Source organism: Shewanella indica (genome assembly GCF_002836975.1).
Taxonomy (GTDB): Bacteria; Pseudomonadota; Gammaproteobacteria; order Enterobacterales; family Shewanellaceae; genus Shewanella; species Shewanella indica.
On the sequence record NZ_NIJK01000042.1, the window covers coordinates 1 to 23,509 of the forward strand.

Sequence of the window (23,509 nt, forward strand, 5' to 3'; positions counted from 1 at the left end):
AGCGGCAGTAGAGCATGGTCGAATGCCCAATGAAATCAGCTTTAAGTACGCTTGTCAGTTCATCGCAAGTCAGCTCAAAGTCATGAGCAAAGCGGTGTCACCAGGTAATACGCCGAAGCGTCTAAACAGTCTGCGAGGAGACTTGTCCATCCTCTTTATAGACAAACGCCCTAAGCCAAATCGGCCTAGGGCGGTAAAAATATCAAAGACCCGATATCCTGTTAATCACAAGGCAGCTCCGCTTAAGTGAACTACGTTGCCGCAATTGCGGGCCCTTCTTTTTAAAAATCAACAAACTGCGGTTTACCTATCGCTCAAGCTGTTGCTCTCTCGCTCAAGCTGTTTATCCCTGACTCAGGCTGTTGTCGCCCGAAGCCTCGGCGCTCCAGTAACCCATGCGGCTCCCCTTATCGATAAGCTCGGAGACCGCCAGTTCTATCGCCTGCAACACACAAAACTGTACCGGCTCATTGGTGGTAAAGCCCACTTCGGCCTCGGCCAGGCGGTTCAAACTGGTGTAACGGAACAGGCCGGCACGCATCTCCTGAGAGAACACCCGCTTGGTGGTATTGACCGACATCAGCACTTTACCTGTGTGTACATCAACCGCCCTGAGATAAATGGTCACCTGATCTTCCCGGTACAGCTCAGAGGCGCCTATACCGTAGTATTCCACGCCGCTGCCGCCGGTTTCCACGTTGGTTTCATAGCTGATGATCCCGCCTTCCAGAAGCAGCCTGGCATTGGTCAGGGTCGGCACTTCATTATTGCGCCCCTGCTGCTTACCTGAGATCTTGCGCTCGGTCAGCAGGTTCTGCAGCCCTTCCCGCTCCACAGGGGTAAACCACCTGGAGTCCAGCAGAGTCTGCACCAACATGGAAGTAGCCCCCTGGGTCACTGCGGTCGAGAAGGAACTGACATTGGCCTGGGGCTTATATTGCCCGGTCTGATCCCGGAAAGAGTAAACCGCAACCGGGATAGGAAAACGCGGCCCGGGACGCGACTGCAGCGCCTTCATGGTTTCACTCAAGGGATTTACCTGGGCCTCATTGATATTCAAATCAGGCTTGGGAACCAGGCTGCAGCCCCCCAGTAGTAACAGTGAAACCAGTGCCAGCCACCTCATGGATTACCTCCATAGATAGGCATCTCTATCACAGTAACTTCGCCGGAAAGCAGGTTGGTAATAGTCAACATCACACCGCTGCCGGTGGAGGCAACTTCGACCCGGTAGTCCCCAGTATCATAAACGCCGTCTGTGATATCACCGTCGGCCACACCGCGGGTGATGGAGTTGATAATGTTACGCTCCAGCGACTCCTTGAAGCGGGTAACAAAGTCCTTTTCATTGCCGGCGACCTGATTGTCATTTTGGGCCTGGGCCTTGCTCAGCAGAAACGAACCGTTGAGAGGGTTACCGCCAAAACTGGGGTTGATTGGGGTATAGACCAGTTCGGTGGTCTGCCCCGAAAAAGCCAGCAAGGCGCCGGCTGCGATTAACATCCTGAGTGTCATTGTGCTTGCTTCCTAAATTCCATCCCAATGGGATCCCAATTCCCCTGTCATGGATTGGGCTCTGACCGAGGCGATATAATCTATGGTCAAGAGAATCGCCTGTTCGGCCCGCTCCTTGATGGGACTGGCTCTGCGGCCAAAATGGGTTTGGTAAATACGGGTACCGTTAACCTCCAGTGTCAGCAAGGTGCCGGCCTGAGGGAAAACCGTTTCGTAAAGGGTGACATTGAATCCCTGGGTAAAGGGCAGATCCCGCCAATACCCCGAGTAGTAAAAACCAAAATCCTTGCCAAAGCGGGTCAGGGTTCTGTCTATGACCAAGCCACTGATCTCTATGTCATCCGCCTCGGCTGCGGCCAACGCCGGAGCAGACGGAAGTGTCAGCATCAGTAAGCACAAGATACAGCGCATGGATAACAAGACAGAGTGCGGCATTGTCCCCGAAAATTCCCTTTGTTGCCTGAAAAGGCCATTCCTTTAACAAGAGCATTACATTAACAGCAGCGCCGGAACCGAGTCACCCGCCAGCGACATATTTACCTGAAAAATAGCTATTTCGGCTGAGTCGAGAACCGTTGAAAATCACCCGAAAGTATGACTCACTGTTGCGGTAACCATAGCTGAACCAGCAAGCCACCATCCTGACGGTTTTGCAGGCTGAGACGACCGTCGTGAGCCTCGGCAATCTCCCGGCAAAGCGCCAGTCCCAGGCCACTGCCCTGAGGCTTGGTGGAATAGAAGGGTAACAGCGCCTGCGACAACACCTCCGCTGACATGCCACTGCCGCGATCCATCACGCAGATACTGACGCCGGCAACCGGGTCGGCAGCATCGCTGCGCCAACCGGAGCGGCCGGCTATCTGTAGCTCAATCTCCTCAGGCGCCGAGCCGGACTCATGGGCGTTTTTGAGCAGATTCAGCAACACCTGCTCCAGCTGCACCTCATCGGCCAGCAAAGTCAGCGTAGGGGTCTCGTGGCAGACAAAGGCGTAATGCTCAGCCAACTCAGGCAGCAAGCGGGCCCATGGAATAACTTGTTGCCTGGGGCTGGGCAGTTTGGCAAAACGGGCATAACCCTCGATAAATTGCCCCAGATGATTGGTGCGATTTTCTATGGTATCGAAGATCAGGCTCAGCTTGGGATCGCGGTTCTCCGTGGTCAAGCGCCGACCCGAGTTGACCATGGAGGCAATAGGCGCCAGCGAGTTATTGAGTTCATGACTGATTACCCGGATCACCTTTTTCCACACCGCCACCTCCTGGCGGTTGAGCTCACGGGTCATCTGCTTGAGCAGCAGCAACTGATGCTGCTGACCATTGAGGTTGAACTGGCCGCGACTCAGGTGCCAGCTCTGGTTTTCGCCTTCCGGCAAGCCGAGATTGAACAGGCCATCGCGCTCACTCTCCAGCATTTGACGCATCTCTTCGCTCACCTTGGCTTTGAGCTCAGAGAGGCTGCTTCCTTCCAGGCCTTTCCTGGCATTGAACAGATGTTTGGCGGCGTCGTTGGCATAAATGATATGACCCACGCTATCGCACAGCAGCATGATATTGGGCGAGTTTTGAATGACCTTATCCAGCAGCAATTCCCGCTGGTAAATATGCTGCCGCTCCTGCCTGAGCCGGGCCGACGCCTCGTTGAACAGTTGAGCCAGTCTATCCAGCTCATTGATGCCGCTGTCCGGCAACGAGACACTAAAATCTCGATCAATCAGGTTAAGCATGCCGATTTCCAGCCCCGCCAGGCTGTCACCCAGGGTTCGGGTCAACCTAAGCCCTATGCCCAGCGCTGCCAGCAATCCTGCCACCACCGCCAGCCATAACCATTCAGGTCCCAACCACAACAGACAAAGCCACCCGAGCAGCAAACCCAGCAAGGTGCTCAGCAGCATGCCCAGCAGCAGCCTGTGTCTTAGACTGAGTCCTCCTGTCATGCCTGCCTCTTGCCGTCGATACCAAACTTCTCCATCCGCCGATAGAGCGCCTGACGGCTGATGCCAAATGACTTGGCAACCCTGGCGATAACGCCGCCGTGCTCAGCCAGCGCCGCTTCTATTTCCGCCTTACCCGGCTCCTCTGCCCCGGCTTGTTGGCCTTGGCTCTGTGGAGCTTGGCCGACACTTGAATCCAAGATAGTTTTCGAGGCGGTTGCCGCTGCCAAACCGAAATCACTGCAGCTCAAGGACTCGCCGCGACTCAGCAAAACCGCGCGTTTACAGGCGTTCTCCAGCTCGCGTACATTGCCGGGCCAGTCGTGGGCCAGCAGTGCCTCTTTGGCACTCTTGTCCAACGTAAGGCTCTTGCTCAGCGCCGAGCTCTTGTTCAAGGCCGCGGCCGCGGCGGCACAAAAGTGTTCCACCAGCGGCAAGATGTCGTCTTTGCGCTGCGCCAATGGTGGCAATGCCAGTTCCACCACATTGAGGCGATAGAAAAGATCCTCGCGAAAACGGCCTTCGATAATGTCCTGGCGCAGATCGGCGTTGGTGGCACTCAGCAGCCTGACCTTGACCTTACGGGTCTGGTGGCTGCCCAGGCGTTCAAACTCGCCCGTCTGCAATACCCGCAGCAGTTTTATCTGCCCGGACAGCGGCAGGTTGCCTATCTCATCCAGAAACAGGGTACCGCCATCGGCCGCTTCGAAACGGCCGATACGGGCCTTGGTGGCGCCGGTAAATGCACCGGCCTCGGCGCCAAACAGCTCGGCTTCCATCAACTCCATCGGCAAGGCGCCGACATTGACCTTGATAAGCGGCTTGTGTTTCAGCGGCGAATTGGCGTGCAGTATGTCCGCCAGTTTATCCTTGCCTGCGCCATTGGGGCCGGTGATCAGCACTGAGACATCCGAGCGTGCCAGTTGCAACGCCAGATCAACACAGCGCTCCATGGCAGCGCTGGCAAATACCAAACCACAGAGATCGGCGCCGTCGAATGCCGCCTGCCGTTGCTGCTCACGCTGCTGCAACTGCTGGTTATCCTGTTGCAGCTTGTAGAGGGAAATCAGGTTGGCGACACTGTTGAGCAACTTGTTGTCATCCCAGGGCTTGGCCAGATAATCGGCGGCCCCGGCCTTCATCAATTCCACTGCCATTTCCAGCTCGGTCCAGGCAGTGAGCAAGATGATTGGCAGTTGCGGCTGGCGACTGCGCAAGGCGTGAAACAGCTCCCGCCCTTCCTCCCCCGAGGTGGTGTCGCGGCTGAAATTCATGTCCTGGATCACCAGGCTGACCTCTTCTTGCTCAATAAAGTACAGCGCCTCCTGAGGGCTCTGACAACTGAGCGGCCGGTAACCAGCAATTTCCAACATCAGCGACAACGCCTGACATACGGCCTGATTGTCATCGACAACGAGTACAGTATCCATCATGCCTGCTTGTTACATCCTGTTATATCTATTGTAAAAATTATGAGTAAAACTAACCTAAAGCTGCCGCCAACGCGAGCCAAACTGCATGAGCCATGCCGTCGACTCGAATGGGCGGCAGGCGGTTCAGACGCTGCGGGTCGCCATTGCCGGTGAGATATTCGCCGCCCTGCGGGCAGGCAATACCACAGCCACTGTCGTCACCAGCAACATGCCCACCACTGTCAGCAGCGGATAGATGAGGTCGAGCTGTGGCAGGTCATAGTGCTGCATCAGTTGTTGCCCCAACACCACGGCAAGACAAGCCCCCAACAGCCCTCCGGCGATACAGATAAGGTAGTTTTCCGTCAGAAACAGACTCAGGATATCGGCCTTGGTGGCCCCCCAAGGCCCGCCGGGTGCCAATCTGTTTGGTGCGGCGCTGAATGTTGAACATCACCATACCGGTCAGACCCAAACTGGTGATCAGCAGCAGCAAAATCACCATCATGGACAGTACGCTGACCATGAGCTCGTGGTCACGATAGGAGCTTTGCTTTACTTCCTGGATGGATTGGAAATCATCGATCACCCGATTGGGGTTTTCCTTCATCAAGGCCTCGAGGATCTGCTCTTTCAACGCCTTGTGATGCTCGCTCGGCGCCCGCACCATGTAGAAATGCCCAGTGTAATCGACGTTCTGGATCAGGCTGTACTCGAGATCTTTGCTGTCCACCCAGGCACCCTGCAGTTTGTCGACCACACCTATCACTGTGACATTCTCGTCCCTGTCGGCCCAGAGGGTCTTACCCACGGCGGACTCGCTGGGCCAAACCTCATCGGCCAGCGCCTTGCTGATGATCACCAGCTTATTGCTGCCGTTAACATCATCATTAATCTCGTTGGCGTAGAAGTTACGCCCATCCACCAACTTGACCCCCAAGGTTTCCAGGGTGTGCTCTGTCCCCAGGTACATGGCAAGCTGAGGCGTCGTCTTGGACGTTTCCGGATCCGGCCCCAGATTCAGCGTGGTGGACCAGCCACTGCCACTGAGCGGCAACATATTGGTGGACGTCGCCGTGACGACATTGGGCAGGCGGCGGAGGATCTGCTGGTCGACCTTGTTCTGCAGCTTGGTATCTATATTGGGGTCGAAGTTGTAGACGGTAAAGGCCAAGATCTCCTGCTCGGCAATCCCGGAATCACGCTGCATCATGGTCAAACGTTCATGGATAATAAAGCTGGCATTGGCGACTATGGCCACCGATAAGATGATCTGCATCAGCAGTAGTATCGGGCCGCTCTTGCTGCGCATCAGGCTGCTGAAAACCGGTTTAATATTTAGCATAGTCAATCCCTTACTGGCTCTTGAGGTAAACGCTTGGTTTAGTGCGGCACACAACCCAAGCCGGATAAAGACCCGCCAACATGGCGGTACCTACCGCTATCCCGGGGGTGATAAACCACATACTCAAAGACAGGTGCGTCAGCCCTTCGGCAACCCCGAAGCGCGCCGACAGGCTATAGAGTGCTCCCCAGGCCCAGGCGAGGCCGAGAAAACCACCCAACAGCCCAATCACGCCCACCTCGACCATGTATTGAGAGAAGATCTGCCCGCGGCTGGCCCCAATGGCGCGGCGCACGCCAACCTCGGGAGCTCGCTTAAGGAACTTGGTCAGCATCAACCCCAGAATATTGACCAGGCAAACACTGAGAAACAGTATGCTCAGCCCCACCAGAATCTTATTGTCCTCGGGCACTACGTGATTTTTCTCCAGCCAGGCGTCTACATCGGACAGCTGCGCCGACTCAGAGGGAGACTTGCCATCGGTAAAGCGCCCCAGTTCTTTTTGCTGCTCGACATACTGAGCGAGGAAGTTCTTATAGGCGGCTCTGTCTTCTGCGCTTGGCAGATCGACCCAGTACTCGAGCCAGACTTTCTCTGAAACCAGTCGGTCCTGATAGTTGTCCAGACGCTCATACTTCCAACCTGAGACATTTCCCCAAACCGGAAACTCTTCATGGGCGGCCAGCGAAAACGGAATATACACCTGCTCGGCACTGGCAAAGGCGCCGCTGGTAGGATCGTAATACTTGGGCTGAGGGTTCCAGTCAGCTATCACGCCCACCACCTGAAAGGGTTTGCGGTTGAGATAGACCGTCTTGCCGACGCTGTTCTCGCCGCCAAACAGCTTCTGGTTCAGCTTTCTGCCGATAACCACTTGATAGGCCGCTTGCTCGTCCACTGATTTGTCCCAAACATTGCCATAGAGAAAAGGCACTTCGAACAGCGAGAAGAAGCCGCGGTCTGTCACCCTGACGCCCTGCAACATGGGCAGAACTTCAGGGGCATCCGTTTGCACCGCCATACCACTGCGGAACATGGCGGCCTGCGATTTGGGGAGCTCCCCCTTACGCAGATTCATGGCATCCTGAAAAGTGATCAGCGAGTTAAACTCATCCCAGGAATCGGGTCCCTGGCTCCACAGCTGCACTGTGTTGAGTTGCTCGGCGCGATCCCCGGCCGGATTGAAGGACATCATGCTGTACACGTTCAGCGTGGTGATGGTGATCCCTATCCCCACAGAGATGGCCAACACCATCAACAGCGACAATATCGGCGTCTTTTTGATGCTGCGCCAGGCCAGGTCAACATAGTAAATAAACATGCTCGCGCTCCTTAGCTGGCCACTTGTTCGGCCACATCCAGCTGCGGCGCCTGTTCGGTTTGATAACGGCTGAAGTCACACACCTGGCCATCCACTATCTGGATATTGCGCTGGGCGCGGCGGGCCAGCTCCGGGTCATGGGTTACCATAATGATGGTCGTGCCGGCCTTGTTGATCTCCTCCAGCAGTTCCATCACCTGGCGGGCCATCAGGCTGTCCAAGTTACCCGTAGGTTCGTCGGCGAGCAGGAATCTCGGCTCCCCGGCCAAGGCGCGGGCGATGGCCACCCGCTGCTGCTGACCACCCGAGAGTTGTGAGGGCAGATGCTTCATCCTCGCCCCCAGGCCCACCTGCTCCAGCGCCTGCTTCACCCGCTTCTGGCGCTCCTTGGCGCCAAAGCCGCGATAACGCAGTGGTACTTCAACATTCTCTGCCAGATTCAAGTCGGGGATAAGGTTAAAACCCTGAAAGATAAAGCCAATTTTCTCATTGCGAATGGCCGCAGCCTTGTTGTCATTCAGGTTGGAGATATTGACATCATCAAGAAAATACTCGCCATGGGTAAAGCCTTCGAGCAGACCGGCGATATTGAGAAAGGTGGTTTTACCCGAGCCCGACGGTCCGGTCACGGCAACAAACTCCCCCTCTTTCACCGACAGATTGAAATCCCGTAACGCATGGGTTTCCACTAAATCCGTTTTGAACACCTTGTTGATATTTTTCATGGTTAACATGGTTTTAGTTCCTTATTTTTGCGTTATTCGGTGGGTTATTTTAGTTTCGTCAGGGCAGACAGACATTGCCCAAACCACTGGCCCGGCGCCATCGCGGCATGGCTGAAATCGGCAACTTGCCCCGGCTCGGCCGACACAGAGTTGACTGTGGTGGCTTCGATAAGATTGAGTCCCAGCAGAAACCAGTCCGAGGTATCTCGGGTATAGATCAGAGTCGCCACCAGCAACAGCAGCAGAGCCAGGGCCGCCACCAGACGTTCGGTGTTGAAGTTTTCGGTTTTCATTCTTCTCTCCTCAGCGAACCAGCACTTGCTCGGCGTCATTGAACAGATCGATATTGGAAATCACCCATTGGTCTCCCACCTCGCCGCCTTCCAGCACCTCGATATGGCTCATGCTGCGGGCGCCGAGTTTGATCTCGGTGCGCTCGGCTATATCCCCCTGGAGACGGTACACCAGGCGGCCACCGCCACTGTTCACGAAGGCGCCGCGCTTGACCATCAGCACATCGGCACGGTTTTCCAACAAGACTCTGGCCGACAGGCGCTGATTTTGCCTCAGGTGCAAAGCGGTATCCTGCTGGAACCGGACCCGGGTAGAGACTTCGCGGTTACGTACTTCGGGGGAGATGGAGGCCAACTTGCCCATCACCATCACGCCGCCGAAGTTGAGTTCCACATCCATCCCCAGCCCCAGTTCATCGGCGTAGGTTTCCGGCACAGCCAACTCGGCCTCGAAGGCACTCAAGTCCACTACGGTCAGGATCGGCTGGCTCTGGGCGATACGGGCTTTTTGTTCCGTCAGCCAGTTACCTATAATGCCGCCAACAGGGGCTGTGATGTTCAGTGCTGCCACCTGACGTTCCAACTCGGCTACCACCAATGCCTGACGATTGACCTCGGCCGCCTTGTTTTGCAGCTCAAAGGTCAGGGTGTCTTTCATCAGTGCGGCTTCCTGCTGGGCATGGGCATACTGCAGCTTGGCCTTGTGCAGCTCATCCTTGCTCTTCTCGTAATCTATCTTGGAGATCAGGCTGGTTTCGATCAGTTGATCGCCGCGGCGGCTCTCCCTGTCTGCTGCCTCCAGATCCACCTTGGCCATATCCAGTGTCTGATTCGCCTTGAGTTGATTACGTCGGGCGTCCAACTTGGCCCGCTCCAGGGCACTTTTCATCCCATCGAGCAGGGCCTGCTGCTGCTTGAGGCTGTTGGTCAGGCTGTGGCTTTCTATGGTCGCGACCACCTGGCCCTGCTCGACCCTGTCCCCCGGATTGGCTATCAGAGTCACAGTGCCACCTTCAGGGCTGTAGAGGATTGGCGCGTTGGCGGCGACTATTTTGCCTGTAGTGGCGATATCCCTGGTCAGAGTGCCGCGCTCCAGAGTGGCGAAGCGCAGCTCACTGCGATCTATGGATTCACTGACACCGCTGCCACTGACACTGGCCCACACCAGGCCCGACAGCAACAATACTGCCGCGCCCAGGGTAGCTGGCCACTTGAGGCGACGCGCTAAACTCGGCGCCACTTGCTTGTCTTGTCCGCTGGTATCCTTAATCATCCCGTTTGTTCCTCAATTGAGCTTGTGACCATCTTGTTGCAACTAGGTTTACAAAGCTTGTGCCAAGTTTAGATAGTCATAGTTATCAATTGGTTGGAAAGCAGTGGAGATTTTATTTGTGTCCGCGGACAAGCGGATACTGTCCGCTTTCTGCAAAAGTGTCCGCCAGGCGGACACTTGGGGAAATCCGACTTCGACAGGCCCCGGCATGCCTTCAGTCAGATGCCTTGAATGCCAATTGCTGTGTAAGCCACTCTCTACAAAATAGAGTGGCGCGAGGACTTATTCGCACCTTCCTTGGGATTTAATAACAGATGAATAAATAGAGGCCGGGCTTAAAACGCCTGCAGCAGGATGACCAGACTGGCGCCGAAGCCGGGATGATGATTGTCATAGCCGCTGCCCTTCGCGGGCCTTGTCGAGCACCTTGCAGATGGCCTCAACACCTTCCAGCGCCCTTGGGGTAGCCCGGTGCAGGAGATCGGCGTTAAGTGTGTAGATTTGTTCCATTTTCACTGCAGGGATCTCCTGCCATTGGCTCCAGTCCAACCGCTTGCCATCGCCCTTTTCATCCGTCTTGATGATCACCTCGGGTTGACTGAGAAGCACATTTTCCATACTTACCTGAGGATAGGGTGAACTGCTGTCCTTGAAGACATTGTTGCCATGGCAGACTTCCAACAACTGCTGGATCCAGCTGTCCTGGGCCACTGTCATCAAAGGCTCGGACCAGAGTTGATAGAACACCTTGATCTCCGGCTTGGCGGCATTGTCCCGGCGCAAAGTTGCCAATTGTTGCCGGTAGTCGGCAGCCACTTCCCCGGCCTGCTGTCTGTGGCCGGTGAGGCGCCCTAGCTGTTCCAGCTCTTCGGCAATGCCTTCCAGGGTCTTGGGGTCACTGCCGTAAATGCGATACCCAAGCTTGGTCAACTGTTCGATATCTTCGCTGCGGTTGCCCGTATCCCAGACCACCACCAGATCCGGATTCAGCTCTATCACTCTTTCTATCTGTATGCCGTAGTAGCCGCCTATGCGGGGAATGGCCTTGGCGGCCTCGGGGAAATCGGCATAGTCTGTGGTGGCTACTATCTGCTCCCCCGCGCCAATGGCAAACAGCATCTCCACCGCATGGGGAGAGAGCGCCACTATACGCATGGCCGGCCTGGCGCTAACGCTTTTATTGACCGCTTTGTCGGGCGACTTGGCCTGGGCGACAGGGCTCAGAGCCAAACTGCAAAGCAGGCAGAGTATCAGTCGGTTCACCTGGTTTCCTTGGTTATTCACAAAATTGCTTCAAGCATACCTCAAGCAAGTTGTGAGTAAAACGCGCGCCCCAGGTTCTGCGACCGCAAAAAGCACACCATTTGACCAATAAAAAGTCAGCCAATGTTCAGTTTTGAGACGGCGCAAGTAAAACTTGTTAAACATTGGCATCACAGGTTGACCGAGAGTAAATAATTAATTTTAATACCCTGTTTTTATATATAGTTACAGAGCACCAAGGAATACAAGTGCGCCTCTTTTTTGTCCTGATATTTTGCTGTTTCGGCCTGCTTAGCGGCTGTAAAAGCACCCCATCCGCCCCCGAACCTCAACCCGTGGATCCGCAAAAACTGGCGCTGGAACAAGCCTTCAACGCCCGAGGCTTTACTCTGTCAGCACTGGATAACATCAATTATCTGGGTGCCAGGCAGTGCAGCAACCTGGAGCTCCAGGCCCACAGAGGCTCGATACGTTTTCCGGAAAACTCGCTGGAAGCCGTCATAGATGCCCTGGATAACCAGTTTGATGTGATTGAAATCGACGTGCGCCTGACCCGGGATGATGTCTGGGTCATTCATCACGATGGCCGCACCGGACGCGAAACCGGCACCATAGACAATAAGCGCCGCAAGATAGAGTCGATTCGCTATGAGAAAGAGTGGGGCTATCTGCGCCAACGGGACATGCAAACCGGCGCCCTCACAGATACAGTACCGCCCAACTTTCGCCAACTGGCGCAGGTGTTCAGCCGCTATGCCCATAGCGGACAGAAGCTGAATATTGAGATCAAGAGTCGCGCCGGCAGCCGGGATCTGGAGATGCTCGACTATCTGGCCTTCAGTATCATAGGCCAGGGGCGCTACTTCTACAGCAGTCTGGAGCTGGAAAACCTCAAAAAAATGAGGAAGATAAACGACGCTGTTTTCCTGTCCTTTATCCAGAGCCCGGCCAAGGCCTCGATGAACAAACTGGCGGCCGATATGAAACGCGGCGCAGGTCAAGATCCCATCTTTTTGCGTAATCAATCCATGCTGGAGGATATTCAGGGTTACGCCAACCGCCGCTACCGGGAAAAGCGTTATGACTCCTCGGCCGGACTCAATAAGCTGAAAAAGGCGCTCAAGTCCAACTTCGGTATCGCCCTGGACATACGCCACTATCGGCGAAACGCCCAAGGCTTCAAGTCATTGGCCCATAACCGCGGCATTCCTGTGGCCAGCTATACCATAAATGGTCATGATTACCACGAACAGAGCCTGCTGGGGCTCAAGCGCAGTCAACTACCCGACTCTGTGATTATCGACGACAGTCTCTATGGTTTTTGCAGCCGCTTCGCCCTGCCGCCCATGCTGCCTTATCAAGGCAGCACTGAGCTGACCCGCAAGCTGGCCACGCTGCCCAAGGATCTGGATCTCTCCAAGCTCTCTTTGCTGGAAACCTACTGGCCCAACGGCCTGTATCCGGCGGTGGATGGCAAACTGAAGTCCTTCAAGACAGGCGCTGTGGCCAATAAAGGCAAGGCGTCCGAGTCTGGCGGCGGCTTTGTTCCTGTGATCATGAAAACCCAGGCCGGCCCCAGAGAAAACCAGACCCAAGTAGACCTCACCGCAGATGACGCAGTGAAAATAGAGCTGCGCCGCAGCGAGCAGCAGTGAGGAACCAAGGATGAAAAAACTGTCCTGGCGGGTATTTTTCCTGCTGCTGAGCGCCGCCTATCTGATCCCAGAGGCCATCTTCAACGCCCAACTGGTTTCTTTGGTGGGCTTGGGCACACCCAAGCCCGAGCAACTCGAACACCTGGAGATTTACGGCCGCACCATTTCCGGGATAGGTGTGACCCTGCTGCTGGCCGATCTCTTGCCGGCGCGGCTGTTCAAAACCGGCCTGAGAGGCAGCCTGACCCTGTTGCTGCTCACCTTGTGCGTCTGGCCCAGCGTGTTTTTCGGCCAGAAATACCTGATAGAGCAATGGTTGATTGAACCCTCTACCCCGGAGCAGCGTCAATACGCGGCCTACAGCGCGGCGCTGCGTGATGCCCTGGCGGTTAACGCGGTCGAAGTCGAAGGTCTCAACTACGACCCCAAAGAGCTGCACAGCTCTGAAAACCTGACCTTTCTGGCCCTGTTCGGCGGCCTGGCCTATGCCGACCACAACCTCACCGACAACCTGGATGATTACAAGCAGAAGATCATTCACAACTTCGTGCAAAAGCGGGCCTATCGCGACTTTGACCAGCACTATCACGACTTTGGTCAACTCTATGATGAGCTGTCGGCCAGCTATCGCAGTTATGCCGAAGGCTCCAACCGATACAACCAGACCCTGGCGGGGATCCCGGAGCGGGAGATGGGTTACTGGCAAAACATAGAGCAGGAGGTCAATCAGGGATGGGGCAAGTATCAACAGGCGCAAAAGGCCCATGTGGCCAAGGCCGGTGCCAGGGCCCAGGAATACGGCCCCAAGATCTTCTCCTACCATGAAGACACCAACCGCTGCCAGGAACGCTACAAAAAGTCGTCCCAGAAAGAACGTCGCTATCAATGTATAGAGCGGGAAAACGCCCGCTACAAGACAATGATCTCCAAGGCGGGGCTCGGCTACATAGATCCCAACTACTGGTTGATAGTCGAAGATATCAGCACAGGCGAAAACCTGCTGTCCAGCGCCCTGTTCGGGGTGATGACAGCCGGTGTCGGCACCGCCATGCAGGCGCTGAGCCTGGCTACAGGTGGCGATGGCGGTCTTAAGGATAAACGCTATAAGTACACAGACGATCCGGATCATTACCAGCGCCTGTTCTTGGCCCATCCCAAGTTCCAGGCGATGTTTGAAAAGGAAACCGGCTATCCGTTCAACATAGGGTCACTGGCCGACTTCAGGGTGCATCCTGTGACTCAGGTGAAACTGCGCCGGGCCCTCAAGGCCAAGGGGCTGAAACTGCCGAACAGCTGGCATATCAACAATCGTCCGCTGTTTAGCCAAAGCGTGGCCAAAACGGTTAAGGCCGAAGCCGATGCCCGCTGGCAAAGCGAGATGCGTAAACGCGGTTTGGACTTGCCTATCAACTTAAGTTGGAACGCCTTTCAGTTGCATCCGCAGATCCAAAGCAAGATAGCCGCACGCATGGGCGATCTCTATGTGCCTAACGTCCGCGCCGACTGGAACCAGGCCAACTTCAAACGCCATGTGCTGGATCCCAACATCCAGAAGCGTACCCAGAGTTACCTGCAGATGTTGGCCGAGTCGGAACGTGAATTTGCCGATGGCGGCCGCTATGCCGAGCAAGGCAAGCAGGCACTGCGATCTGTGATTATTCCGCCCATCTCCATGTCACTCAGCCTGTTTTTGATCTGTATGACCTTTATCAAACTGCCGCTGAAGACGCTGCAGCTGTTCCGCCCCGGCGCGAGTCAAGCAAATGGCAGCGAAGACAGTACCAGCATAAATGAGAATGCCAATGAAAGTGCCAAGTCCGGCAAACGCCGCTGGCTGGCATTGACCGCCAAGCTGTTGCCGCCCCTGTTGCTGCTGACCTTGCCGGTGCTTTTGGTGCAAAACCGCTACACCCAGGATGATACCAGCCCGGTGAACTACTTCCTCACCAAGGTGGAACAGTCCGGCAATATCGGCTTTGCCTACGCCCTGCGCTGGACACTGCACGCCCAGCCGCTACTGCATCCTTTGGGGCTGAGCTTTGAGCAACACACGGGTATCTATCAGGCCTTCTCGCCGCTGGCGCATTCACTGGCCAAAATAGACTTGCTGCACAAGAGCACTCCAGCGCCACTCAAGGCCAGCGAGCTGGCACCGACCGAGACACGCCTCAAGGTCGAAACCAATGTGAACAACGCAAATATCAGGATCATGAACATCGGCCCCAAGTATCACCCTGGGATCCGGCTTAAACCGGGCAACTACGATGTGCAGGTAAGCGCCCCCGGTTATCAGACCTACCGCAAATGGCACAGCCTGAATGGCGGCGAACAAACACTGACAATCCGTCTTTTACCCAATTGACAAGGAAACTGAATGCACCATTGCAATCAACCCATTTATGCCAAGGAAAACTTCTGCGGTCACTGCGGAGAGTCCCTGCCTGAGCAGCCCAAACTGAAGAACATTGAGGATGTCGCCCCTGAGATCCTAAAAGATCTTAAACCCCACTATTCCGGCGCCAGGACGTTCACCGGCCGGGTCAACTCCAGTTTCCTCTACAAGCGGCGCCGGGTAGACAGTGGCAATAACCTCACCTACAGCTACTGGTGGCTTGAGCTCGAAGACAAGGACGGCAACATAGAGCGGGTCAGTGTCAATGCCGAGAACAAGTTCTACGACCAGCTTCGCCGCGGCGATGTGCTGACCTTGTTTTATCCGACAGATTACACCCTGAATTACCGCATCGAAGGTAAAGACGCCAAACGCCTGGTCAGCCATAACCATATGGCTCCGGCCGCTATCAGTCATGAAGCCGACGGTCAACGCTCCACCATAGTGCCCGACTATGAGCCGGGTAGCCAATCCAGCGCCTTCTGGTGGCTGCTGCTGGGGATTGCCAGCGCCTTGTTGCTGTACTTTGGTGCCAAGCAACCCACAGAAATCGCTATCGGGGTGGCCGTGGTCCTGTCTGTGGTGTGTTTCATTCTGGAACGTCAACGCAACCAGAAGAAGCACACCAGGGAACTGCGCCGCTACGAGGCGCTGCAACTGGCGATGAAACGCCTGTTGTCTGTCACCCAAGAAGCGCTGGGCTACCATATCGCCCAGCGGCCGAGAAAAGACTCGGATATTTTCTGCTTCAAATGCCAGAGTCGCATCGACGGCGAGCACGGCTACTGTGTTCAATGCGGCAGCTCGCAGCAGCAAGCACCGGCAACGGCCGCCAACAGCCTCAGTGTCCGCGATGAGGAAGAGGCCATGATGCAGCAATACAGCCTGAGTTACCGTGAGCCCTATCTGCACAAACATGTCTTGGCCAGCGATGAAAAGGGTGAAGTCAGCGTTTCCTGCATCATGGGCAAAGTGCTCGACAGAAGTGCCAGCGCCAGTGTCGATGACTTCACGGTCACCACCACAAAAACCACCACCACAGACCATTATGTGGGTAACAGATTCTCCCACAGCACCACAGACACTGAAACCAGCAGCCATCGCAGCCGCAGCTCCAACGTTGATGGCGAAGTCTTGCTACAACTGGCCGATGGCGAAGTGCGGGAGATGCGCTTCGGCGAAGATCTGCTGGGGGATCTGGATGTGGGCGACTGGATGGTTTACGCCAGCTCAAGAGCCAAAATGGGCGTTGATGACTATAACCGTGAGTACGCCTACAACCTGACCAAGAACAAACGCTATAACAACACATCTTTCCAGCAATACGGCAAGCTCAACGGCGCAGGCACTTGGATCTTGTTGGCGATTGCCGCCTTGGTCTTCAACTTCTGGGGTCCGGATTATATCTGGTATCCGCTGTTCGATATGCTCTACTTCCCGCTGCTGGATCCCATCTACAGCACCTCCTTCTTTAGACACAACCTGACCCTGGTGGTGTTTATCATGGTCAGTGCAGTGCTGCTGGTTTGGACCCTGCTCTACGGGCGGCGTAACCAAGAGCGTAAGCGTAAACTGCTGTCACGCCTGACCGACCATATCGACGGTTTTACCCGCGCCATCCCAGAGTTGAAGGAAAAGCTTAAACGTATGGGCTAACGCCGGTTTATACTCCCCCAAGCCACCTCACGAGGTGGCTTTTTTGCCCCAGAGAAAAATATAGAGAATTGAGAATGCAAGTAGCCTATATAAACGAAGACATGAATGAAGGGGATTCACTATTTAGTGCGGTCGATATTCGCTCGTCACTTTATGATGACAATGACTTTATCCCAACAAGTTGTCTGAATGAGATTGTATGGCAGGACACTGACATCCTCGATATTGAAGCGTTGGATTTAATCAGAGGGGGCGCTTTTAATGTTACCAAGGAGATAGCCGAATTAATCATGAGCTTTGACCCTTACGGGGTCGAAGTCTATCCCTCCAAGTTAACCTGCGCCGGCACAGGTGTTTTAACCGATCGTTATATACTGGCAGTAGACAACTTGGTGGATGCCGTTGATACCGAAAACAGCATCAAAATAACCAAAGCTACCAGCCGGTTTTTCTTATCGGCTGAAAAAATCAACAAACTTCCCGAAAGTAAAAGACATGTATTCAAGCCGATAGGAATGACGAAAACATTCTTCTCTATTGAACTACTTGAAGCCCTCATACGCCTGGACGAGGAAGGAAAGATAAACACCAGCATTGTGGCTTTCTCATTTGATACATCCGAAGAAGCACCTAGAATATAAGCCTTTAAAACGGATGCGCCTGGCTATGAATCCCACTAAGAATGCCGCTATGAATATAACCATGAATGATTACGCGCTGCTGTCCAGACAATCTCTGGCTGAATTTGCATTCCAGCCAACCCCGAAATCCACAGTCACTCTTGAACCAGACCTGCTTCTGGAAATAACATTCTCCCCCAAGCTTTTTATTGTCAACGATATAGCAGAGAGAATCGCGGAACGGGTCCAACATGGTGTCGAGTGGCTGGACGCAAGGGTAGATTGCTCACCAAGCCAACCATCAAAAGATCAAATAAAAGTATTTGAAAACTTCCGTATGCCGTACATACACCAGACTTATCGGCTAACTAATGAAGAGAAGCAATATGGCAAGTTAAACTGGTTGGATTTGGAAACCGCAAAGCTGGATTTTTCACGCCTGGAAGGTGTCCCACTTGAAGAGCGACTAATATTTAAGCTTGAAGAGGATTTCGGTTACCTGTTTATCCATAACAGCGTGGTAGCTTTGCTTAAAAAGCATGTAAAAACAGTTTGGGTAAGAGATGTATAAAAAACACGTTTATGCATTAACAACTGCCTATTGATGCCCCCTGGTATGACTTTTTTCGACCCGCGAATTTCTTTCGCGGTAATTTGCCTTGCTATAACCCAAAGTTGAATATCAAGTACAAAATAAACAAGAGTATTGCCCATATAGCCAGTTTGAAAGCCGCTCTGATTTCAGTGATTAGCGCTGCCAACTCTGAATGATACAGGGAATGACGTTCAGCTTTTCCAAACAAGATCCCCATATACAGATCATAGTTGCCTAGTTGTTGGCCTATTTGTCCCCAAAATGTCCTGTTTTTATCCTGATTGGTCTGAGTCAGTTTATGCAGTTTCAGACATGCTCTTACCCAAAGAGAGAGCACCACTGAACATAGGAATAAAAAAGTAGATTCAGCCACTTATACTTTCCTTGTAACGCTTGCGGTAAGGGTTGAAAACCTTATTTTACACCCGATTTCAACAACTCTGCCCATTAATTCGCACAGGCGCAGAGCGAAGCCGAGTTGACCACTTTCCTGACAGACAAACCGGCCTGCTTTAAGCGCCAGAGCCACTATAGTCCCTCGGCGTAACAGGTTGCCGAAGGGCTCAAGCTGCAGCGCAAACAGCTTATTGCGGCAATCATTAAGCCCACACGGCTAAACCATAAATAAAGCCTCAACAGCCAAATAACAGCGATGAGGCAGAGCTATCGCAGCCGCTCTCGACCTTAAGCTCATCGTCGTAAACATCACGACTGCCCAGATACTCACCGTGTTCGAACGTTTGGATATAGTAAGCTTTACCCTGGATGTAAGACACGGTTTCGCCATGCTCCTTACCGTCCTGATAACGGGCGACCTTGTTCAGTAACCCGTCTTCGGTGAAATAGTAAAAACTGCCCTGCGCCTGTCCTTTAGCGTCATATTGCTCCCGCCCCAGTTCATAACCCGCAGCAGAGTGCGCCAGCCAAGTGCCGACTTTTTTGCCGTAATGATACTCCCCTTGCCAGAGGGACACTTGGGTTTCATAGGGATCCTGGTACTGCCACAGGCCATGCCTTTTGTCCTGGCTATAATTTCCCTTGGCTTGCAGCTCGCCTTTTTCGCTGTAGGTTTGGTATTCCCCCTCAAGCTGCCCGTGCCGGTAATGCGCCAGCTGCAACAATTGGCCATCGTGTACCTGGATTTCTCTCACTTCACCGTGCAACCGCCCCTGGCTGTCACGCTGTTCTGTACGGCGGTTACGGGCATCTTGATAAGTCCAGAACCCCACCTTTTTGTAATGGGCATATTCGCCCTGCTCCAGCAGCTTGCCGCTGACCAGTTTCTTCTCATAAGCGCCATGGAGCTGACCTTTTTTGTAGTGACTGGTCTCTATATAGGGCTCATCATCCCAGAGCCCCTGATACATTTGCACGGCCAGCCCCTCGCGCTTGCCCTTGATTTTTTCCTCTCGTTCAATGACAACGCCGTTGGCATCAAACTTCTGATATAGTGTCCACACCCGAGTCATATCCTGCTGCATTCTTGAACTGAGCTTGCCGTCTTGGAAGTGTTGCCTATCGAGGATCTGCTTATCTTTGACAAAACGGGCGCTGAACTCCATGGTCTTGCTGCCGTCATCGGCAAACTTTTGTTCAAAGACCAAGCGGCTTTTCTCGTCAAAGCGCTGTAACTGCTGCAGCTTCGAGCTACTGGTATAAAAGGTTTGCTGCTCGCCCACCTTTTCGCCCTGCTGATAATGTTCGATTCGTGTCAGCTGTCCCTTGGCATCATACTGGCGGCTTTCCCCGTGCTCTCGATTCTGCTGGAAACTGGTTTCCCGACTAAGCTGGCCATTTTTATGCCAGCGTTTGGCCGGCCCCTGCCGCTGGCCATCCACATAGACATACTCGGCCTCTTGGACACCTGTATCCCAGTATTCATAGGCTTTTCCCTGCTGACCTTTAGGGCCAAAGGTGTCAATGGAGGACAGCTCACCATTGCGGTGATAACGTTTGCGCTCCCCTGTCAGTTTACCCGCCTGATACAGGCTGCGCTCACGCAGTTGCCCACCCGGGTAGTATTCCAGTTGCTCCCCTTCCGGCAGACCATTAACCAGCGAGTGCTGCGCCTGCAGACTGCCATCCTGGTAATAGTGGCTGTCTTTACCAACACGTTTGTCGCCCAACTGCTGATAAACCTCCTCTAACTGACCGTTACTGTAGAAGTTTTTCTGAGTGCCTCTTTGTTCACCATCAACAAAACCGGCCTCCATGGTCAAGACGCCGTCTTCATCATAGAAGCGGATCTGGCCTTCCATCTCGCTGTTATCGTTATAGTTGCCATCGGAAGACAGCTTGCCGTTATTGTGAAAGAACTGGTAGTTACCCAGGGCATTTTGGAAGATCCCCGGCTTGGCAAAGCTGCCCTTGAATCTGGGGGTATCCGAGCCGACATAATAGATGGTGGTCTGCCAACCATGCTGATCCTGGATTTGCGGATCTTTAACATAAAAACTGGCCTGGCGCTCACTGTCGACCACTTGCCAATCCTCATTCAGCCACACTGTCTCGGCGCTGGCCATCCAGCTCATCAGGCCACAAAGTAATATCAATACACGCATTTTCTTGTCCTTAAGGCAGTGGCGGGAAACTGTTGACCCAGCGGATATCCAGGGGCTCGCCCTGGTACTCGAGTTTACCGATACGTTCCACACTATCGGCAACCCTTAGGTATTTGTCTTCCATGACGGCTTCGCTCAGCGGGATATCCTCTGAGCTCAGGTAGCGCGCCTGCTTGTCCAGCAACGGCAGTTGCACGTCATCGGCACTGTAGAGATGGTAACTCTGTAGGAATTGCTGCACAGATTGCTGCAGATCCAGCTCGCCAAACACTTCAAGGGGCACCAACCAGGCACGTTCACCCGGGGTATAGTCGACAGAGTTCCATACCGGGCGACCATCACAATGCAGGTGACTGGGTATTTCCAGACCATAGAAATAACGGCGTATACCATCCTCGGTACTCAGTTGGTACTCGACTTGAGTCGTCATGCGCTCGTTAGGCTTTGCTTTCCAGACCAAAGCCGATGGCCCTTGTTTAAAATCGCCTTCAATTTGCAGCTGGCAGATACCGGCCCAGTCCTGCGGCAGAATCAGCTTGGCACCCTGTGGCGTATCGGCCTGAGTCGCAAAGCTGGCCGGATCAAAATCGACCGCCTCTTCGTCGGTATCATTGTAATAAAGGTAATGCTTGCCCATGGGAGGCAGAGTGTAATCGGCGGCAAAGGCCTCTCGGCTTACCCAGCGCACCTCACGGCTGAAACCGGCTTGTTGCTGATCCAAGATGGCATGGAAGGTTACCTCTGCTGCCGGATTGGTCAATTTCACCCGAAAAAGTTGTTGGCCGCTAAACAGCAAACTGCGATCCATGCTGTTGAGCCACTCGGGGCCACCTTGCGGTGTCTGATAGCGGAACTCGCCTTCAAGCCCATCGAAAAACGGCACCAGATAACCATCGGCGCCACTGAAATGCAGCAGATACTCGCCCTCTTGCTGCGCTACCGGGGTAATAGTGAGTGTGCCACCGGCCAGCGCCAACTGCTGCTCCTGCCCCGACTGCCATTGGCTGGAAACCGATACCAACTCGAGTGGCGTATAGTCTGCCACGGCACTGAAGGAGGATATTTTTTCAAACTGGTTTCGCTGATCCCATCCCAGGGGCACAATCGCGGTGCTGGTGATTAGCGCACCACTCTCCCGATAGGGACCCAACTGGCTGAGTATGCTCCACTCCATTGCAATGGGTTTATCTTCGGCATCCAGCGCCTGCAGATCTCGGTAGCGGATTTCCCCCAAAACTTCTCTATCGACTTCGGTCAGCAAGAATTCCAGTTGCAGATGTTCTGACTCGCCACGAAATGTGCCCTTGCCATATTGGAATAAGCTTTCGGCACTGAGCTCAAGCCCATCGGCTGGCTTGGGGGGCGATGCCATGATGGGGTTCCAGTTGTCCATATCATCGAAGGCGATTTGTTGCCTCAGATCGCCCACCTGATCGAGCAGATCCTTGCGCGACATCACTATCTGTATATGGTTGTTGCCTTGTTGGCCCATGGCGTCAATCTTGCTCTCCAGCACCAATACCATTTTCTGCAACCAACCACTCTCACGCGCCAGGCGCATATGACCATACAGGCGACTATCGCCGCTTTCGGCGGTCAACTCTGCGTCCACTATCTCCGGGGTCACCTTAGTGACCAATAGTTCCGTTTGCTGACCATTGAACCCCTCGAGTATCAGCTTACTGCCCTCTTTGGCGGGGATCTTTTGCAACACACCGGGAGTCTCCATCCCCTGAGTCAAATGCTCGATTAACTCAGGGCCCGAGCGTGCCAACATCTTTTGCCAGCTCTCTTCATCCTTGCCCTTAAATGCCAGTAATTTGCCGGAGTCTTTATCCAGGGTGATTTCAAAGCCGCTGGAAAACATCTGTTGCAACTCGGGCTCATCGTTTGCAGCGGTAAAACTACTGAAACTATTGCCACCACCGGACATAGTCATAAACTTGGGCACCAGTTCCAGCTTTAGTGTCGGCGAGGTCTCAATCACCTCATAGTGCATCAAAGAGTTGCTGTACTGAGTAAATACCCGTCCGCCAATATCTATGTTGGCTTTTGTCTCCACCCAGTAATCGACTCGATCGCCTTGTTTAGGGTCAAATTCAACATGGGAATTGGGGGTACACGCGGATAAGAGCCATAACAGGCCGAAGAGGGAAAGATACTGCTTCATTTCATTCCTTGAAGAAGAACGCTGAAAAATTAGCGCCACATTATGCCAAATCAGAAGTCACAATTCTCCTGCTATTCGACCATATACGCGGTATCGAACTGAACCCCAAGACTACGACTAAAAACAAAAAACCAAGCCCCATGACTCTTGGCAGGTTTTCTCTCAGCCAGGCTTGAATAGAGTCTTTAAAAATAACCCAAAGCAGCTTAATTTTGCGATGTCCCGATGAAGGTACCAGGCGTTTCTTCTGTTAAAATCAACTCAATCTGAATGCTTGAAACCAATGAGGAACTTATGAACCCTATTATTGCCCTGCTGAAAGAGCACAATATCAGCGATGAACAAATAAGCAGCCTGTTCCAGAGCCTGACCGAAAATCCTCTGATGGCCATGGGTATCTTGGGTCAGTTGGGATTGCCACCGGAAAAGCTGCAGGGGTTGATGATGCAGGTGATGCAGAACCCAGCCCTGATCAAAGAAGCCGTGGAAGAACTGGGACTGGATTTTTCCAAGGTTGAAGCCGCCAAAGCACAAATGAACAAACCTGTTTAATCCTGTGCGCCCTCAAGGCCTGACTCACATGGCTTTGAGGGTCAATTTCATGCTCTGTCATGCATCAGGTATTAGGCTGATAAATTGGCTGGGCCATCAGCTCAGTTCGCTGCAACGCTTACCATTTTGATAGTTCTCTGAAGCAATACCCGTATCAAGCGCCCGGCAATTTCTGCAATAACTTTGATGCCCGTCCGGATTGGCCGCGGTCACTCGTGCCGGCGTATTAC

Annotated in this window: 18 protein-coding genes and 2 pseudogenes; 7 read left to right on the forward strand and 13 right to left on the reverse strand. The window is 53.8% G+C overall.

Annotated features, from left to right (window positions below):
• Positions 1 to 250: pseudogene (locus CX650_RS14310) on the forward strand (IS4 family transposase); the annotation flags it as partial.
• Between the two features lie 93 nt (positions 251 to 343).
• Here the strand turns inward: CX650_RS14310 and CX650_RS14315 are convergent.
• The 11 genes and pseudogenes from CX650_RS14315 to CX650_RS14365 all read right to left on the reverse strand — a co-directional run bounded on the left by CX650_RS14315 (position 344) and on the right by CX650_RS14365 (position 11,045).
• On the reverse strand, positions 344 to 1,126 hold the full coding sequence (locus tag CX650_RS14315) for a CsgG/HfaB family protein (protein WP_101057597.1): 783 nt from the start codon (positions 1,124 to 1,126) through the stop codon (positions 344 to 346).
• Positions 1,123 to 1,515 (reverse strand): curli assembly protein CsgF, encoded by a 393-nt coding sequence (locus CX650_RS14320; RefSeq protein ID WP_071237368.1) that lies wholly within the window; start codon positions 1,513 to 1,515, stop codon positions 1,123 to 1,125. Before CX650_RS14320 ends, CX650_RS14315 begins: the two co-directional genes overlap by 4 nt.
• A 12-nt stretch (positions 1,516 to 1,527) precedes the next feature.
• Entirely contained in the window at positions 1,528 to 1,950 is a 423-nt protein-coding gene (locus CX650_RS14325) for a curli production assembly/transport protein CsgE (protein ID WP_373297561.1), read from the reverse strand.
• Between the two features lie 164 nt (positions 1,951 to 2,114).
• Complete coding sequence (locus CX650_RS14330; protein ID WP_101096181.1) at positions 2,115 to 3,449, reverse strand: sensor histidine kinase; 1,335 nt, start codon at positions 3,447 to 3,449, stop codon at positions 2,115 to 2,117.
• Complete coding sequence (locus CX650_RS14335; RefSeq protein WP_101096182.1) at positions 3,446 to 4,876, reverse strand: sigma-54-dependent transcriptional regulator; 1,431 nt, start codon at positions 4,874 to 4,876, stop codon at positions 3,446 to 3,448. The genes CX650_RS14330 and CX650_RS14335 overlap by 4 nt, the downstream gene beginning before the upstream one ends.
• A 126-nt stretch (positions 4,877 to 5,002) precedes the next feature.
• Positions 5,003 to 6,203, reverse strand: a pseudogene (locus CX650_RS14340) (ABC transporter permease).
• A gap of 10 nt (positions 6,204 to 6,213) precedes the next feature.
• A complete protein-coding gene (locus tag CX650_RS14345) occupies positions 6,214 to 7,524 on the reverse strand; it encodes an ABC transporter permease (RefSeq protein ID WP_101096183.1) in 1,311 nt (436 codons plus the stop codon).
• An 11-nt stretch (positions 7,525 to 7,535) separates the two neighbouring features.
• The gene (locus CX650_RS14350; RefSeq protein ID WP_101096184.1) at positions 7,536 to 8,258 is read right to left on the reverse strand and encodes an ABC transporter ATP-binding protein; all 723 of its coding nucleotides are present in this window, start codon (positions 8,256 to 8,258) and stop codon (positions 7,536 to 7,538) included.
• A gap of 35 nt (positions 8,259 to 8,293) precedes the next feature.
• Positions 8,294 to 8,542 carry a hypothetical protein gene (locus tag CX650_RS14355; protein WP_101096185.1) on the reverse strand — a complete coding sequence of 83 codons (249 nt, stop codon included), beginning with the start codon at positions 8,540 to 8,542 and terminating at the stop codon, positions 8,294 to 8,296.
• A gap of 10 nt (positions 8,543 to 8,552) precedes the next feature.
• Complete coding sequence (locus CX650_RS14360; protein WP_025008866.1) at positions 8,553 to 9,815, reverse strand: efflux RND transporter periplasmic adaptor subunit; 1,263 nt, start codon at positions 9,813 to 9,815, stop codon at positions 8,553 to 8,555.
• A 390-nt stretch (positions 9,816 to 10,205) separates the two neighbouring features.
• Complete coding sequence (locus CX650_RS14365) at positions 10,206 to 11,045, reverse strand: cobalamin-binding protein (protein WP_478011956.1); 840 nt, start codon at positions 11,043 to 11,045, stop codon at positions 10,206 to 10,208.
• 281 nt (positions 11,046 to 11,326) lie between these two features.
• Here CX650_RS14365 and CX650_RS14370 point away from each other — a divergent pair, with 281 nt between their 5' ends.
• From CX650_RS14370 to CX650_RS14390, 5 genes are all read left to right on the forward strand, one after another.
• Positions 11,327 to 12,733, forward strand: coding sequence for a glycerophosphodiester phosphodiesterase (locus tag CX650_RS14370; protein ID WP_229800124.1), 1,407 nt, complete (start codon positions 11,327 to 11,329; stop codon positions 12,731 to 12,733).
• 10 nt (positions 12,734 to 12,743) lie between these two features.
• Positions 12,744 to 15,095 carry a PEGA domain-containing protein gene (locus CX650_RS14375; RefSeq protein ID WP_101096187.1) on the forward strand — a complete coding sequence of 784 codons (2,352 nt, stop codon included), beginning with the start codon at positions 12,744 to 12,746 and terminating at the stop codon, positions 15,093 to 15,095.
• Between the two features lie 12 nt (positions 15,096 to 15,107).
• Positions 15,108 to 16,781, forward strand: a complete 1,674-nt coding sequence (locus CX650_RS14380) for a hypothetical protein (protein WP_101096188.1) — start codon at positions 15,108 to 15,110, stop codon at positions 16,779 to 16,781.
• Positions 16,782 to 16,855: 74 nt separating this feature from the next.
• A complete protein-coding gene (locus tag CX650_RS14385; protein ID WP_101096189.1) occupies positions 16,856 to 17,422 on the forward strand; it encodes an imm11 family protein in 567 nt (188 codons plus the stop codon).
• A gap of 49 nt (positions 17,423 to 17,471) precedes the next feature.
• Positions 17,472 to 17,972: a hypothetical protein gene (locus CX650_RS14390; protein ID WP_198552057.1), complete on the forward strand. Its 501-nt coding sequence runs from the start codon at positions 17,472 to 17,474 to the stop codon at positions 17,970 to 17,972.
• A 656-nt stretch (positions 17,973 to 18,628) separates the two neighbouring features.
• Here CX650_RS14390 and CX650_RS14400 read toward each other — a convergent pair.
• Positions 18,629 to 20,557: a toxin-antitoxin system YwqK family antitoxin gene (locus CX650_RS14400; protein ID WP_101096191.1), complete on the reverse strand. Its 1,929-nt coding sequence runs from the start codon at positions 20,555 to 20,557 to the stop codon at positions 18,629 to 18,631.
• Between the two features lie 10 nt (positions 20,558 to 20,567).
• Entirely contained in the window at positions 20,568 to 22,727 is a 2,160-nt protein-coding gene (locus tag CX650_RS14405; protein WP_101096192.1) for a hypothetical protein, read from the reverse strand.
• A gap of 294 nt (positions 22,728 to 23,021) precedes the next feature.
• On the opposite strand from CX650_RS14405, the gene CX650_RS14410 reads away from it, so the two are divergent.
• Positions 23,022 to 23,279: a DUF2999 family protein gene (locus CX650_RS14410; protein ID WP_039034164.1), complete on the forward strand. Its 258-nt coding sequence runs from the start codon at positions 23,022 to 23,024 to the stop codon at positions 23,277 to 23,279.
• Positions 23,280 to 23,509 lie beyond the last annotated feature (230 nt).